Origin of the sequence: Leptospira sp. GIMC2001 (genome assembly GCF_028462125.1) — a bacterium.
In the GTDB taxonomy this organism is placed as follows: domain Bacteria; phylum Spirochaetota; class Leptospiria; order Leptospirales; family Leptospiraceae.
In genome coordinates, this window is sequence record NZ_CP115468.1 from 1,840,330 (window position 1) to 1,855,779 (window position 15,450).

Genomic DNA, 15,450 nt, shown 5'->3' on the forward strand with positions numbered 1-15,450 from the left:
TTGTATCCAGGTAAGTTTTCTGTACTTTCTATTATCGGATTCTAGAAGGCGAACTTAAATTTCCTTATAATGAAATATTTCATATCCATTCTCCCGAAACTCAATTCGAATTTTACCTTCGAGTTCCATTTTTTTGATGATAGAATAGACGAGTCCCAATGCTGTTGGCAAATGTCCTCCGCTATGAACTTTTTTGCCGATAGCCGCTTCCATTAGATGCAATAGGTCTGAAGATCCTTCTTTGAGTCGTCGGATGACCCCTTTTTCTAGAATCGAGAGAGTCTTTTTTACTAAGGTGATAGTTTTGTGTGGATTTTCAATTTCTTTGCCGTGAGCGGGAAGGAGTCTTTTGATTGGCTCTTCCAACAACTTCGAAAGTGTAAAATGATAATCATTTAAGCTTCCATCCAATTCTGAATAGATTGCAGTGAGATTTGCGATAATTAAGTCACCGGAAAAATATACACCACAGTCCGCCAAGACCGGTGTGATATGATATAAATTATGTCCTGGAGTATGGATAAATCGGATTGTTCGTCCATTGAATTCCATGCTATCATTATGATCCAGTGCTACATCAATTCGTAGATTCGGATTGCCTTTCTTAGTTTTATTGAACTTACTAAAGAAAGTATTCCATCCTTCTCTTGATTTGGTGAGTATATCATTGAGTTGCTCTGGATCTCCAAAAGCTCGATGGAATAAATCTTCAGTAGCTTGCTCAAATAATTTCATTGATTCAATATAATTACCAACGCCATCTTGCATAGATCGATATCCATAATAGATTGCATGAGGCGCATACGATTTCAATAATAGAGCCGAAGATATATGATCAAGATGGTTATGTGTATAAATAATATGCTTAATATCTTTTAGGGAAAATCCGCGTGTTCGAAGTGAGGCTTGCAGCATTGGTATAGATTCAATATATCCAGAATCAATTAGAGTCAATCCATCATTCACTAAAATATATATATTGTTAGGTGCATAAAATGGTTGAGGAAGTACGATCTTAAAAATATCATCACCGATAGATTCCATAGGAGGAATTTTCTTAGCTGGGGTTATCTTCATTTGAAATTACTTACATCCTTTTCTACATCATCTTCAAGTTGTGTTTTCTTTGCATCCGCGAATTTCTTAGTAATATCTCTTCGTCTTTGAATTACTTTATAAGAGAAGCTACCGAAAAATGGATCATTCGGATATTCTAAAATTTTGTTGTATTGACTTTCAGCTGTAGCGTAATCTTGCACTTTCGATGCTGTTTCGGCAAAATAATAGTGAAACTTTTTGTCGTAAGATTTTTCTTTGCCTTCGGGAGAATAGAGTTCAGTTTTGTTCAGAATCATGTAAGCTCTATAGTGATTGCCAGCTTCCATTTCCAATCTGGCTAAACCTAATTTCGCATTTGGGCTTCCATCATCTATTGTTAATGCCCGGTCTAAGTAAAGTTTTGCTCTATTCTTGAGTCCTGTCTCTAAGTAATGTTCGGCGAGTAATACAAGTGCCGTTATGTCAAATGAATTTCGACTCACAGCATCTTTAAAGTTTTTGATTGCATAGTAGTTTTCGTTTTTTAATAAACTAAGAATCCCAATATGAATATATGTTCGGTAAAATTCTGGGATTTCTGATTTGGCAAATTCAAACTGAGCCAAAGCCTCATCGTATCTACTACTTAGGTGCAGAAGTCTTCCATAATTGTATCGAAAGGCAAAAAATCTTGGATCATATAGAATTCCTGCTTTCAGCATCTCTTCTGCTTGAGCTCTTTCCTTTGGTTCAGCTTTGAGAAGGATCTCAACTATCTCATTATTGAATTTGGCTGAATTGGTTATTGTCTTGTCTTGGAATTTAAAACTTCCCATAGACCGAGGCGGTTCTCCTTCCCAGAGCTTACCCGTGGTCACGATAAAATCTTCTGGAATTATTATCAGTCCTCCGTTGGGAAAATCGCTGGGATCTTCTTCTCCTTCGCCCCAGAGAAGATCGGGATAGAGTTTACCATCGATAGTAACTTGAGAATGAACTGCAAAACTGAAGCAAGAAATTCCTAAAAAAAAGAGAAAGATTTTCAAAAATGGGAAAAAGGAATAAGGAAATACTTTTCTGAGATTTTTCATGATAGCAAAGAAACACTCGTCGAATCGTAACATATTTTCAGACTGGATATACGAGTTTTCCATTGGAAATTATTAGCGTTACAAACCTATCTTATTCTATCGGCGCAAAAGTCGTTCTCAAAAATGTGAATTTTGCGCTAAAAAAGGGTGAGGCGCATGCTTTAAGAGGAGACAATGGAGTAGGTAAATCGACTATTCTCAAAATCCTTCTAAACTATTCTCATTTCCCAAATGAAGTTCGATGGAATCAAACCGGCAATACTTCTATTCAGACAAAGAATCTGATATCTTTTCTCGGTCATGAGTTGGGATTGTATTCGAGCTTGAGTCTTGAAGAGAATCTAAGATTTTTTTATAATATTTCTTTGTCGCCATTTCCCTGGAGCACGATTCTGGATTGGGTTCATCGATTCAATTTGCATCGAAGATTAGATGATCCCATTTTTTCTTTTTCTAGAGGTATGAAGCAAAAGGCTGCACTCATCCGAACTCTTCTCTCACGAAGCGAACTGATTCTTTTGGATGAACCATTTACGGGATTGGATGAAACTTCTTATCGAAATGTTTTGGAACTTTTGCAAGAAATTCTAAAAGATTCTACTATTTTTGCAGTGATCCACGGAATGGAACATCCGATTTGGAAAAACCAATTTAAAATTGAAAAAGGAGGAAAACTTGTTTCTTACAATTCTTAATAAAGAAATTAAATTGATTTCGAGATCGACGAGTGGATTTATCTCTATGGCAGTTTTAGCTTTTACAATTTTATTTATTTTTTATTTTTCCATTGAAAAAAACCAAATCTTGATTCCAACTAGTTTGGCTGGAATCAAGTGGGCAATTGTTTTTATTGTATCTTTTGTTCTGATTGGACAATCTAGTTGGGAAGAAAGAGAAACGGGAGCTCATCGAATCACTAAGCTTTTTGTATCAAATTGGATACTATTTATGGTTAAATCTTTTGCAGTATGGCTTATGTTAATTGTTATAGAAATTTTACTTGTTTTTGCTATGGTTTTATTTTTCCAAAATAGTAAAATGGAAAATATTCTTGCTCAATTGATGTTTATTATACCAGGTTCTTTGTCGCTTTCTTTTCTTGGAGTCAGTCTTGCGAACATTTCGAACGCTTCTCGAATGAAAGAAATTATTCTTCCATTGCTTATGGTACCATTTAGTATTCCTTTATTTTTATACGGACTCAATTCCGAATATAAATATTTGAAAAATCCAGAAACTCTAATTTCCTCGATTTTTCTATTGATTTTTTTCTGTTTCTTTTATGGGGGGATTGGAGCATTGTTCCAAGAGGTTTTATCGGAGGATATGGATGGTTAACAACGCAATTAGCTCAGATTCTAATAAAATCTCTATATCATCTTGGCTTTGGGATTTTTTGATATTTTTCATCTTTGTTGTGTTATCTGGATATTCAATTCACTATGCAATGAAAGTTCCGAATGTCTTACTTGAGCAAGGACTTTCGCATCGAATTTTCTATTTCCATGTTCCGGTTGCTTGGGTTGCTTTGTATGGCCCTTTATTTTCATTCATTGCATCAATTTTTTATTTATTAACAAGAAATTTAAAATTCGATCGAATGAGTTTTGCTCTAAATCAAGTTTCTCTAATATTTGCTATTGGAGTGTTATTTTCGGGTCCCATTTGGGCTTACAGTGCTTGGGGAGTTCCTTGGGATTGGACCGATGCAAGATTGCAGTCATTTTTTATTCTATGCCTTTCTCTATTTGGATATTTTATTTTTCGATCTCTGATTCCAAATCCAATAAAGAAAGCTATGATTGGTGCTTACTTAACAATTCTCTGTGGTGTCAATGCGGTTCTTACTTGGGGCGCGATTCGATGGATTGATAACCCAGGCAATCACCCAAGTTCTGTTCTGGGCAAAGGCGGAATGGAAACAGATATGAGAATTGCTTTTTATCTAAATGTTTTAGCATTTCATATACTGTTTCTTGTTTTTATACGAATTGCATACAGGCTTGAAAATATTCAAAATTTTCGCAACATTATCAAAGCAAGCATGGATGATGAATGATGGAGATGCCCGCTCTGTCACGAAATTATTCTATCTTGGTTGTTGATGATGCAACAGAGAATGTGGAATTTGTAGATCGATTGCTCAAATCAGAAAATTTTACAGTATACAAATCTTATTCAGCGCAGACGGCAAGATCTATCCTACTAACTGAAGAGATCGATCTAATTCTATTGGATGTAAACATGCCGGATCAGAATGGATATTCTTTTTGTAAAGAACTCAGAGAGATTGATAAATTTAGTCTGCTCCCAATTCTATTTATTACAGCAGTTGATCGAGAAATTGGTTTCCAAGAAGCCATCGCCAATGGTGGAGATGATTTTATAAGTAAACCGTTTCATAAAAAAGAGCTGATTGCAAAAATTCGTGCCTTCCTTCGAATCAAAGATCTTCAAGATCACTTAATGATCGAAAAGGTTCGATACGAAAAAGAACTTAAAGCTGCTAGAAAAGTTCAAGAGCAAATGATTCCAGCCAAATCGATTGAATGGAATGGAATAAAAGCCAGTACGTATTTACATCCTCTATTCCAGATCGGAGGAGACTTCGTAGATATTTGGACGGAAAATAATGAACTGCATGCTGTGATTGCAGATTGTTCAGGGCATGGACCTTCAGCAGCATTAATTGGTGTTATGTTCAAGATGCAACTTTTGAATTGTCAAGTTGGCTCCACTCTTGCCGAGAAGGTAGATTGCTTGAGATCGAATTTGAGACGAATATTGCCTGAAGATTATTTTATCACTTTAGTATATTTGATTATTTCTCCAGATAGATCGATTCAGTATATTAAATGTGGTCATCCGGAACCCATTTATTATAAAGATTCCATAGTGAATTCGCTTCCCGGTCAGAGTCCTTTGATTATAGATCTGAATCTTATACCTCAAGATCATATCCAATCAATTACGCTTGAGAAGGGTACGACACTATTGCTCTATACAGATGGAATGATCGAAGCAACAAATTCTAAGCTTGAGATGTTTCAGACTCAAGGTCTTATGGATTTATTCAAAACAGTTATGGATAAGAAAGAACCAGATATTTTCAATGGTATGATCAATGGTGTTTTGGAATATTGTGGGGATGCGGAACCCGAAGATGATATGGCAATGTTATGTATACAGTTTTAAATATTAAACCTTCCTATGTTGGTAAAGTAAGAGATGTCTTCGATCTAGGCGATTCTTTGATACTTGTATCAACGGATCGAATTTCTGCATTTGATGTGGTATTCGATGAGACAATACCGAACAAGGGAAAAGTTCTAAACCACGTTTCCATTGCTTGGTTTGAATTTTTTTCGAGTATTGCAAATCATATTATAGAAACAGATTATAGAAAATTTCCTGAACCGTTTCGAAGCGATAGCTATTTAGAAGGAAGATCTATTCTTGTAAAAAAATGCAAACGGATTGATTATGAATGTGTCGTTCGTGGCTACCTGAGCGGTTCTGCGTTTAAAGAATACACGAAAACAGGACAGATTGCTTTCAAGGATTACCCAAAAGGAATGCTTGAATCCGAAAAGTTGGCAGGACCCATCTTTACTCCGGCACGAAAGAATGATATAGGTCACGATGAGAATATTTCTGAGCACTTGATGGCTGAAGAAGTAGGTCAAGAACTTTTTGACAAGCTCAAGTCCACATCGATCCATCTTTATACAGTTGCAAGGGAAAGATTGGAAAAAAGCGGATTGATTCTCTGTGATACTAAATTTGAATTCGGGTTGATCGGAGATGAAGTGATTTTGATTGATGAATTACTCACACCTGATTCTTCTCGCTACTGGGAAGCTTCTACTTATAAAACGGGAATCAGCCCACCGAGTTTAGATAAACAAATTCTCAGAAATTATCTAGAGACTCTAGATTGGGATAAAAATCCTCCGCCTCCACCTCTCTCAAAGGAAATACAACTTGAACTCAAAAGAAAATACGAAATCTTGGAAGAAATTATAATACAATGTACATCGCGCAAATAAATATCACCCTTAAAGAATCCGTGCTCGATCCCCAAGGTCAAACTGTTATGAAGGCCTTGAATGGAATGGGCGAGACCCAAGTAAAAGATGTTCGCGTCGGCAAATACGTTGAACTTCAATTGAACGAAACTTCTCAGTCAGACGCAGAAAAATCTGCGACAAGAATCTGCGAGAAGCTTTTAGTCAATAGTGTAATTGAGTCATACCGTTTATCGATAGTTCAAGCATGAAAGCATCAGTTGTCACGTTCCCTGGTTCCAATTGCGATAAAGACATTGGAAGTGTTTTAGAAGAATTTTATAATATTAAAGTGAATTATATCTGGCATAAGGATTCGATTCCTTCAGGACAGGATCTTGTAGTTTTGCCCGGTGGATTTTCTTATGGTGATTATCTACGATGTGGCGCGATGGCACGTTTTTCACCTGCGATGGAATCTGTTGTGGATTATGCCAGTAAAGGCGGTAAAGTATTAGGGATCTGTAATGGGTTTCAAGTTCTAACAGAAGCCGGATTGTTACCTGGAGCACTCACCAATAATTTGAGTCTCAAATACATATGCAAAGATGTTGAAATGGAAACTTCGATTGATTCTAAGAATTATTGGAAATCCATGACTGCAAAGAATCATTCTAATAGTTTTACTTGGCCTATCGCACATGGTGAAGGAAGATACTATGCTGATAAGCAAACTCTTGATAGTTTAGAGAATGATGGACTTGTACTTGCTTACTATAAAGAAAATCCAAATGGATCTGAGAGACATATAGCTGGAATCTCATCTCCCAACAAAAAAGTGGTGGGTATGATGCCTCATCCGGAACGTGCAATGAATCCGTATACTGGGCTTATGGACGGGAAGCTATTTTTTGACTATTTTCTAGGTATATAATTTTTCTTCTTTTCATTCTGAGTTCATACCTTTAGAATGGGAGGATAAAATTATGACTCGAGCTTCATCACAAGATACAATAGACTGTGTTGATTTCATTCTAAAAAAAAGTGAAGTCATCACCATAATTTTAGGTGGAGGCAAGGGTACGAGACTTATGCCTCTCACTGATAGAAGATCCAAACCTGCTGTTAGCTTTGGCGGAAAATATCGGTTGATCGATATCCCAATTTCAAATTCTCTGAATTCTGGCTTCAACCAAATTTTCGTTTTAACCCAATTCAATTCATACTCCCTCAATAGACATATTTCCAGAACTTACAATATCAATTCAATCAACAACAAAAGTTTTGTTGAGATCATTGCAGCTGAGCAGACAAATCTGAGTGTAAACTGGTTCGAAGGTACGGCAGATGCCGTAAGAAAAGTACTCCCACATATCCAAGAATACAAACCAAAATATGTAATGATTCTTTCAGGCGATCAATTGTACAATATGAATCTAACGGAGTTTGTTCAGAATCACATGATCAATCCTGATACGGAGATTAGTGTTGCTGCCAATTCTGTGCCTGAAGATCGAGTTCATGGACTAGGAATCATCAAGGCAAACAAAGCTGGCTATATTGAAGAATTTATCGAAAAGCCAAGTGATATCACTCAAGTAGAATCTTGCAGAATGCCAGATAGTAATTTTTTAGCAAATATGGGTATCTATGTTTTCAACACGAAAACATTGATTGATGTTCTTTCTGATAAAACCAAGACCGATTTCGGTAAAGAAATTCTTCCTCAATCTCTTGCCACAAGAAAGGTAAGATCTTATGAATACAAAGGTTACTGGGAAGATATTGGAACCATCAAGGCATTTTATGATGCAAATCTTATGCTAACAGATGACATTCCTCCTTTTACTCTCTATGAAGAAGATACACCTCTTTATACTAGGGCAAGATCTCTTCCTCCAACGAAGCTGAACAATGCTCGCGTTAACAAAGCTTTGATATGTGAAGGATCGATTATCAATGATGCAGAAATCTATAGATCGATTATTGGAATTCGTCAATTCATAGATGCAGGAACCAAAATATCCGACAGTGTCATTATGGGCTTGGACAATTACGGATTCCAAGAAGGAAGCAATATCAAGCGAGGTGTCGGTCCTAATTGTGAGATCCACAAAACCATCATTGATAAAGATTGCTCAATTGGAGCGGGTGTTAAACTACTTAATACGAACAATGTTCAGAATTATGAAGATGAGTATGTTGTAATTAGAGATGGGATCATTGTCGTCCCTAGACGAACGGTTGTCCCGGACGGTTATGAGATTTAAAATAACATAAATCTGCAGAAAATTGTTACGAATTTGTCTTATTTTTGACACAAAAAAAGCTATCCAAATACTATAGAGTTGATATGATGACCTATGAGCTCAGGATTCTGAGCCTTAAAGAGAGATTTCATGTCGACCGGTATACCAAATGGAATAGATCCAGTGTTTCTTAACGAATCGTTTTTCGTTCCGCACTTTCAACCTATATTGAATGTGACAACGAGAAATGTTTCTGGCTATGAAGTGCTTGGACGACTTTTCTCACCCACAGAAAACCAATTCCACTCACTGGGATCGTATTTCCATGGAGGCGGCGGTGACGATATTCTCAACGTGTATAATGTGGATAGAATCATTCGAGAAAAAGCCATTCGGTATCTTAAGGATTCTCACTCCAAAACGAAATTATTCTTCAATATCATGCCGAACTTTCTTTCACGAGTTCATAAATCGGATCTACGCGCTGATCGCTTCCATATCATTCAGTTGATCGAAAAATACGAAATCAACAAAGCGGATATCGTTTTAGAGATTACAGAAGATGAATTCGAAGGATCCATTGAAAACCTCATTCAGATGGTGAGCGTGTTTCGAGAGTATGGATTGACCATTGCTATCGATGATCTTGGGGTTGGTTTTTCGAACTTAGAAAGAATCGGATACCTTCATCCTGATATAATCAAAGTTGATATCAAGATTATGCGAGAAAGTCTCAGCATGAATTCTTTCAAACAGGTGCTTACTGCAGTCTCTGAGATGTCTCAGAAACTTGGATCCCATCTTCTATTCGAAGGTATAGAGAATGAAGAAGAATTGAATCTTGCTCTTTCTATGGGTGCCAATCTTTTGCAGGGCTACTATTTTGCGAAGCCCGCATCCAATTTTTTGAATAAAAATTATTTTGCCAAGTCTCTCAAAGCCACTTTGGAAAAATTTGCAGGATTGCGATTTATTGATCTGGTGGATGAACTCAATAAAGAAAGCGATTTGGTACATTCTTTGGAAGGCGTATTCCAAGTAATCCAAGCTACTGATGAGGTTGGTCTCTTAGAATCCTTTCAATCTATCTTGGAACTTCTTCCCAAAAATATCACAAAAATATTCCTCTGCGACATCCACGGCTATCAGACAACTCCTACTTATTTGCGCAATGAAAATGGGCAATTTATGGAAAGGCTTTCTGGGCTCGGAAACAACTACGCTTGGAAACCCTACTTTATAAAACACAAAGCTTTCTCGCTCAAGGAAAATAAGAAATGGAGTATTACAACTCCTCTCTACGATATCAAGAAACAATCAGAATATGTGGTTTTCACCTATTCCATTTCTGAGGAACTGGTTCTAGTGGCACAAGTTGACTGGAAAAGTTAGAAATTTCCTTATCACTTAGAACCACTCATTTTCTAACGTCTAAGACTTAGAAGATACCCATTTGCGAGGTGATATGGTTCCCGTTCTTGAAATACGCGATTTGCATGCAAGCATTGCAGATAAAGAAATTCTAAAAGGTGTAAGTCTCAAAATTGCCCCAGGCGAAGTGCATGCAGTCATGGGTCCAAATGGATCTGGTAAATCTACTCTTAGCAATGTGATACTTGGACATCCCAATTACGAAATCCAGTCAGGTGATATTCTATTGGATGGACAGTCCATTCTAAACCTTCCAACCGATGAGAGAGCAAGAAGAGGGGTCTTCCTTTGCTTCCAATATCCAACATCACTTCCTGGAATTACTGTTCCCAATTTCTTTCGCACAATTCTCAAATCTGTTCGAGGCAAAGAAGTTCCGATGAAAGAATTCAAAGCGGAACTCAAAGAAGGCATGAAGCTTCTGGAAATGCCTGAAACTTTTCTCAAAAGATATGTAAATGATGGTTTTTCTGGTGGCGAAAAGAAGCGAAATGAGATTTTACAAATGGCACTTCTCAAACCAAAACTTTCTATTCTTGACGAGACAGATTCCGGATTGGATATAGATGCGCTTCGAATTGTATCCGAAGGAATCAATCGATGTAAGTCAAATGATAGATCTATTCTTCTCATAACACATTACCAACGCATGCTCAATTATGTGGTGCCAGATTTCGTTCATGTATTTGCCGACGGAAGAATTATCAAAACTGGTAACAAAGAATTGGCACTTGAACTCGAATCGAAAGGTTATGATTGGTTGCTTGAACAAGCAGGTATCAAGATTTGAAAGTTTTGGATAGAACAAGCAAAATGTCAATCCAAGCCAAAGAACTTTTACAGAAGGCAAGTCTTCCAGATACTTCGTCGAATGAATCCTTTCGTAAATTTAATTTCAAGAATTTCCCGACAAATTTTGATAGAAAATTCAAGCCAGTTTATGATTTCGATTCCTTGAATGCAAATCTTCCAAAAGAAATTCGCATTTCAAGTTTTTATTCCTTGGATGGTAAAAATCTAGATTACGTCAATTCGCTGTTAAATGAGTATGCAACTTTAGAAAATTATTTCTCGCTTACAACGATTGCCGAGAGTGAATCTGGAGTCTTCATTGATGTTGCATCAAATTTCCAATCAAATGAGCGATTGGTTTTAGAGCATCCAATTCTCTTGGAGATCGCATCTTATTTTCCGCTACTTATCATTCGAATCGGTGAGAATGCAAAAATTGAAATCACAGAAAAAATTATTTCTCAAGATTCTGAGGAAGAAGGATTTCAATTTATCAGCTCTCTTACTGTTGTAGATATTGGTAAAGGATCTAACGTAGAATTTCTTACAGATGAATCTCATTCTAGTTCTGCTTTCCACTTTCGAAATTTAGTTACTAGAAGTTGGGAAGATAGCTCTTTAAAAAATATCCACTTCTATCTCGGTGGATATAGAGGCAAAACCATTCAACGAAATGAACTCTTAGGCAAGGGTGCAAATCTATTGGGTTACGGGATTACCGCTTCAAGCAAAAGAGAATTTATTGATACGGAAACGGAAGTCTTGCATCGAGCAGATTATACTGAAAGTGCAATTTTACATAAGGTCGTTGTTACTGATCGTTCGCATCATATATTCACAGGGAATTTACATATTCCTTCCAATTTAAAAAAAATAAAATCAAGTCAAGTAAATCACAATCTTTCACTTCATTCCACTGCAAGAGCTGAGTCCGTCCCCAAGTTGGAGATTTTTTCTGAAGATGTCCAATCATCACATGGCTCAACCGTTGGAGAAATCGATGAAGAACAGATTTTTTATCTGAAATCCAGAGGTCTAAATGAAGAGGATGCGAGACATATTCTCATTGAAGGGTTCTTGAGTGAGATATTGGATATGATTGGTGATGAAAACGAGATTGAAAGAATTCGAATCCTTTTAAAGAATAAGATATGGCCTTCCAAAGAATAGCATCTAAGCAAGATATTGAAGAGGATAAAGTCTATTCCTTCACAACTAAGTTTTGTGATCTTGCAATTGTCAAAAGAGGAAATAATTTTTTTGCCTTCGAAGACGTTTGTACGCACGACGGCGGTACAATTTCCGAAGGAGAATTGCGAGGAGATGTGATCATCTGTCCTAGGCATTTTGCAGAATTTGATATCAGGAATGGCAAAGTGTTGTGTATGCCAGCAACAGAAGATTTACCAGTCTATCCCATACGAATCAATGGTGATGAGATTGAAGTGGATTTGGAGTAATTTATGTTAGATGCCAAAAGAATAAAAACGGATTTTCCCATTTTGCAGACAACTATGAACGGTAAACCGTTGGTTTATCTGGATAATGCCGCAAGTTCGCAGAAACCATTTCAAGTAATCGATAGCGTTGAAAGATACTATAGAGAAGAAAATGCTAATATTCATCGTGGTGTATACTTATTATCTCAGAAAGCAACAGAGAAATTTGAAAAAACTCGAATCAAAATTTCTAATTTTATAAAAGCACAATGTGCTAAAGCAATTATCTATACAAGCGGTACTACGGAGAGCATCAACTTAGTTGCACAGGCTTGGGGCAGGGCAAATGTTCATGAAGGAGACAATGTCGTACTTTCTCATTTTGAACACCACTCAAATATTGTTCCTTGGCAAATGCTTACAGCTGAGAAAAAAGCAACTTTGAGTTACATAGGTTTTGATTCTGACTACATGTATGATCTAAGCAATTTAGATTCAATTATCACTCCAAAAACCAAAATCGTTTCCATCTCTCAAATGTCCAATGTTACAGGAAGTATTCTTAACATTAAGCCTATTATCGAGAAAGCAAGAAGTGTTGGTGCACTTGTTTTTCTAGATGGAGCTCAAGGGGCTTGTCATATTCCAACCAATGTAAAAGAGTTGGATGTAGATTTCTATGCCTTTAGCGCACATAAGATGCTTGGTCCAACAGGGATCGGAGTTCTATATGGCAAAGAAGATATTCTTGAGGCTATGCCACCTTGGAAGGGTGGTGGTGATATGATAGAAAATGTTGAATTGCAGTATTCTACCTATGCGCATCTTCCAGCGAAACTAGAAGCGGGAACTCCGAATATTGCAGGTGTTATGGGACTTGCTTCGGCAATTGATTATCTCAATGATATTGGACTCGAAAATATTCACGAACATGAAATGAGTCTTATGGACTATGCCTTGGAGAAAATTCAAGAAATTCCTAATATAACTTTGTATATGCCAAAAGATCGCAAAAATCGAGGTGGTGTACTTTCCTTTAATATGGAAGGGATTCATCCGACAGATATAGGAACCATTCTTGATGAAGAAGGAATTGCAGTTCGAACTGGACATCATTGCTGTCAACCTTTTATGAAATTGAATGAAATTCCTGGAACATGTCGAGCAAGTTTCTATCTATACAATACACGAGAAGATGTGGATGCTTTCATTCAGGCTTTAAAGAAAGTTCACAAATTGTTTAGTAAATTTGTCAAAGCGTAGATTTGAATAAGCTAAAATTAATATTAAGTTTGCATCTGAATTTTATGAACGAATCATTGGAGTTTTTTTATGATCCATCTTGAAACAGAAAAAGATAAAGAAGTATTCGAGCAGATTCAATATGTTCAAGATCCTGAAATTGGAATTGCGATCACAGAATTGGGTCTAGTTTACGAAGTAAAAACGGAAAATGATAAAGCATTAGTTAAGATGACCTACACGAGTATGGCTTGTCCTGCTGGCGCTCAGATGAAGAGAGAAGTTGAAGAGGCGGCTCTTCGGGTGGAAGGTATTGATTCAGTTGAAGTTGAGATCGTATGGACTCCGAAATGGGATCCACGCGAAATGGCATCGGAAGATGCAAAGGATATGCTAGGAATTTTTTAGTTGGAATATAGATTGTATTTGTTTCCAACTAAAATGTCTACCTATAGAAAGCTATCTGTAAGTTCAGGAAAGTTATTCAATTGCATAATGATTGTTATGCTAATTTTAGCATGCAAATCATCTAATACTGCTTTTGCCCAGACAGGAAATGAATTCGCCATTGCAACCGATCACCCACTTGCATCACAGGCGGGTAAACAAATCTACAATGCAGGTGGAAATGTTATAGATGCATTTGTAGCTGCGTCTTTTGCTATTTCTGTCCTAAGACCGCAATCAACCAGTCTTGCTGGTGGAGGATTTGCCTTAATCCATTGGGAGAAATCCCAAGTTACTAAGGCTTTCGATTTTCGTGAAAGAGCTCCAATGCGAGCATCTAGAAAAATGTATTTGAATGCAGATAATTCGGTTAAGCCGCAAGCTTCCTTGTTTGGATTTGGAAGTGTCGCAGTACCTGGAAATGTTCGAGGGCTACTTGATATTCATGAAAAGTACGGACGACTTACTAGAGAGCAGGTTCTTACACCGTCGCTTAGGCTGGCAGAAGAAGGATTTACTGTCTATCCTGATCTAGCAGAAGCAATTGAGAAATCGCAAGAGCAGATGAGCGATGACATGAAATCTATTTTTTCAAATCAGGGGAGATTGCTGAAAGCAGGAGAAGTTTTGGTTCAAAAAGATCTTGCGAATACAATTCGATTGATAATACAAAATGGATCACAAGAATTCTATGAACTAGAAACTTCGAAAAAAATAATAGCTGCTATGCGCTCAGGTGGTGGCTACATAACTGAAGAAGACCTCATCCGTTACAAAACGATAGAACGAGAACCAATTGAGGTAAACTATCGCGATAAAAAAATCATTAGTTTTCCACCTCCTTCTTCCGGAGTGTTCTTGCTAGAAATACTTTCTATATTGAATTCTCAAGATCTTGATCAGTATAAAAAAGAAAATCCTATTGAATTCTATAGATTCTTTATTGAAGCAATGCGACAAGGATACAAGGATCGATCTGAGTATGGTGGAGATCCAAAATTTACCAATGTTCCCGTGGATGCAATATTATCATCTGCTTATACTGCAGATCAATTTCTCCAAATTAAAAGAATCGTTCTCGAAAAACCCAAATCCAATAAAAAGAATACAGATCAAATGCCGGAAACATTAGAATCTTATAATACTACTCATATTTCCGTAATTGATAAAGAAGGCAATGCTGTTAGTTCTACTCAATCTTTAAACTATATTTTTGGATCCAGGGTCGTTGCAAAAGGAACGGGACTTGTCCTAAATGATACAATGGATGATTTTTCTGTAGCAACAGGAACTCCCAATGCTTATGGTCTTGTTGGCGGACTTGCGAATTCAATTGAGCCTGGAAAGATACCACTATCTAGTATGTCTCCGACAATTGTTTTGGATGATAATAAGACTTGGCTTGTATTGGGTGCGCCTGGTGGATCATTTATTCCGACAGCGATTTTGAATACATTAGTCAATCGCATTGATTTCGACATGTCTTATTCTGATTCAGTATCAAGCTTGCGTGTTCATCATCAATATAAACCGGATCTCGTCTTTGCCGAAGAGGGGCTCAATAAAGATCTTGAACCTCTAGAGAAATATGGATATAAAATGAAGTTTACACCTAATAGAGCTAAGGTTTTTCTTGTAGAGAAAGATCGAAATGGTAGATTGCATGCGGTGTCAGATCCTCGAGGACAAGGAATTCCAGCAGTAGAATAAGGAT

General features: G+C 36.9%; 17 protein-coding genes. 15 read left to right on the plus strand and 2 right to left on the minus strand.

Going from position 1 to position 15,450, the window contains the following annotated elements:
- Window positions 1-54: 54 nt before the first annotated feature.
- Both O4O04_RS09995 and O4O04_RS10000 read right to left on the minus strand, forming a co-directional pair.
- Entirely contained in the window at window positions 55-1,077 is a 1,023-nt protein-coding gene (locus O4O04_RS09995; protein ID WP_272535781.1) for an MBL fold metallo-hydrolase, read from the minus strand.
- Window positions 1,074-2,129, minus strand: coding sequence for a tetratricopeptide repeat protein (locus tag O4O04_RS10000; protein ID WP_272535783.1), 1,056 nt, complete (start codon window positions 2,127-2,129; stop codon window positions 1,074-1,076). Before O4O04_RS10000 ends, O4O04_RS09995 begins: the two co-directional genes overlap by 4 nt.
- Before the next feature lie 62 nt (window positions 2,130-2,191).
- Here O4O04_RS10000 and O4O04_RS10005 point away from each other — a divergent pair, with 62 nt between their 5' ends.
- From O4O04_RS10005 to ggt, 15 genes are all read left to right on the plus strand, one after another.
- The gene (locus tag O4O04_RS10005) at window positions 2,192-2,824 is read left to right on the plus strand and encodes an ABC transporter ATP-binding protein (protein ID WP_272535784.1); all 633 of its coding nucleotides are present in this window, start codon (window positions 2,192-2,194) and stop codon (window positions 2,822-2,824) included.
- Window positions 2,805-3,467, plus strand: coding sequence for a heme exporter protein CcmB (locus O4O04_RS10010; RefSeq protein WP_272535785.1), 663 nt, complete (start codon window positions 2,805-2,807; stop codon window positions 3,465-3,467). Before O4O04_RS10005 ends, O4O04_RS10010 begins: the two co-directional genes overlap by 20 nt.
- Window positions 3,460-4,188 carry a cytochrome c biogenesis protein gene (gene ccsA / locus O4O04_RS10015; RefSeq protein ID WP_272535786.1) on the plus strand — a complete coding sequence of 243 codons (729 nt, stop codon included), beginning with the start codon at window positions 3,460-3,462 and terminating at the stop codon, window positions 4,186-4,188. The genes O4O04_RS10010 and ccsA overlap by 8 nt, the downstream gene beginning before the upstream one ends.
- 5 nt (window positions 4,189-4,193) lie before the next feature.
- The gene (locus O4O04_RS10020) at window positions 4,194-5,324 is read left to right on the plus strand and encodes a PP2C family protein-serine/threonine phosphatase (protein WP_442915959.1); all 1,131 of its coding nucleotides are present in this window, start codon (window positions 4,194-4,196) and stop codon (window positions 5,322-5,324) included.
- 2 nt (window positions 5,325-5,326) lie between these two features.
- On the plus strand, window positions 5,327-6,178 hold the full coding sequence (locus tag O4O04_RS10025) for a phosphoribosylaminoimidazolesuccinocarboxamide synthase (RefSeq protein WP_272536061.1): 852 nt from the start codon (window positions 5,327-5,329) through the stop codon (window positions 6,176-6,178).
- Window positions 6,160-6,408 (plus strand): phosphoribosylformylglycinamidine synthase subunit PurS, encoded by a 249-nt coding sequence (gene purS / locus O4O04_RS10030; RefSeq protein WP_272535789.1) that lies wholly within the window; start codon window positions 6,160-6,162, stop codon window positions 6,406-6,408. Before O4O04_RS10025 ends, purS begins: the two co-directional genes overlap by 19 nt.
- A complete protein-coding gene (purQ, locus tag O4O04_RS10035; protein ID WP_272535790.1) occupies window positions 6,405-7,070 on the plus strand; it encodes a phosphoribosylformylglycinamidine synthase subunit PurQ in 666 nt (221 codons plus the stop codon). Before purS ends, purQ begins: the two co-directional genes overlap by 4 nt.
- Before the next feature lie 52 nt (window positions 7,071-7,122).
- Window positions 7,123-8,406, plus strand: a complete 1,284-nt coding sequence (locus O4O04_RS10040; protein WP_272535791.1) for a sugar phosphate nucleotidyltransferase — start codon at window positions 7,123-7,125, stop codon at window positions 8,404-8,406.
- A 129-nt stretch (window positions 8,407-8,535) separates the two neighbouring features.
- The gene (locus O4O04_RS10045) at window positions 8,536-9,777 is read left to right on the plus strand and encodes an EAL domain-containing protein (protein ID WP_272535792.1); all 1,242 of its coding nucleotides are present in this window, start codon (window positions 8,536-8,538) and stop codon (window positions 9,775-9,777) included.
- A gap of 73 nt (window positions 9,778-9,850) precedes the next feature.
- On the plus strand, window positions 9,851-10,606 hold the full coding sequence (gene sufC, locus O4O04_RS10050; protein WP_272535793.1) for a Fe-S cluster assembly ATPase SufC: 756 nt from the start codon (window positions 9,851-9,853) through the stop codon (window positions 10,604-10,606).
- A 23-nt stretch (window positions 10,607-10,629) separates the two neighbouring features.
- On the plus strand, window positions 10,630-11,778 hold the full coding sequence (locus O4O04_RS10055; protein ID WP_272535795.1) for a SufD family Fe-S cluster assembly protein: 1,149 nt from the start codon (window positions 10,630-10,632) through the stop codon (window positions 11,776-11,778).
- A complete protein-coding gene (locus O4O04_RS10060; RefSeq protein WP_272535796.1) occupies window positions 11,760-12,068 on the plus strand; it encodes a Rieske (2Fe-2S) protein in 309 nt (102 codons plus the stop codon). Before O4O04_RS10055 ends, O4O04_RS10060 begins: the two co-directional genes overlap by 19 nt.
- A gap of 3 nt (window positions 12,069-12,071) precedes the next feature.
- A complete protein-coding gene (locus tag O4O04_RS10065) occupies window positions 12,072-13,310 on the plus strand; it encodes a cysteine desulfurase (protein WP_272535798.1) in 1,239 nt (412 codons plus the stop codon).
- Window positions 13,311-13,379: 69 nt separating this feature from the next.
- A complete protein-coding gene (locus O4O04_RS10070; protein ID WP_272535800.1) occupies window positions 13,380-13,697 on the plus strand; it encodes a metal-sulfur cluster assembly factor in 318 nt (105 codons plus the stop codon).
- Between the two features lie 18 nt (window positions 13,698-13,715).
- Complete coding sequence (ggt, locus tag O4O04_RS10075; protein WP_272535802.1) at window positions 13,716-15,446, plus strand: gamma-glutamyltransferase; 1,731 nt, start codon at window positions 13,716-13,718, stop codon at window positions 15,444-15,446.
- Window positions 15,447-15,450 lie beyond the last annotated feature (4 nt).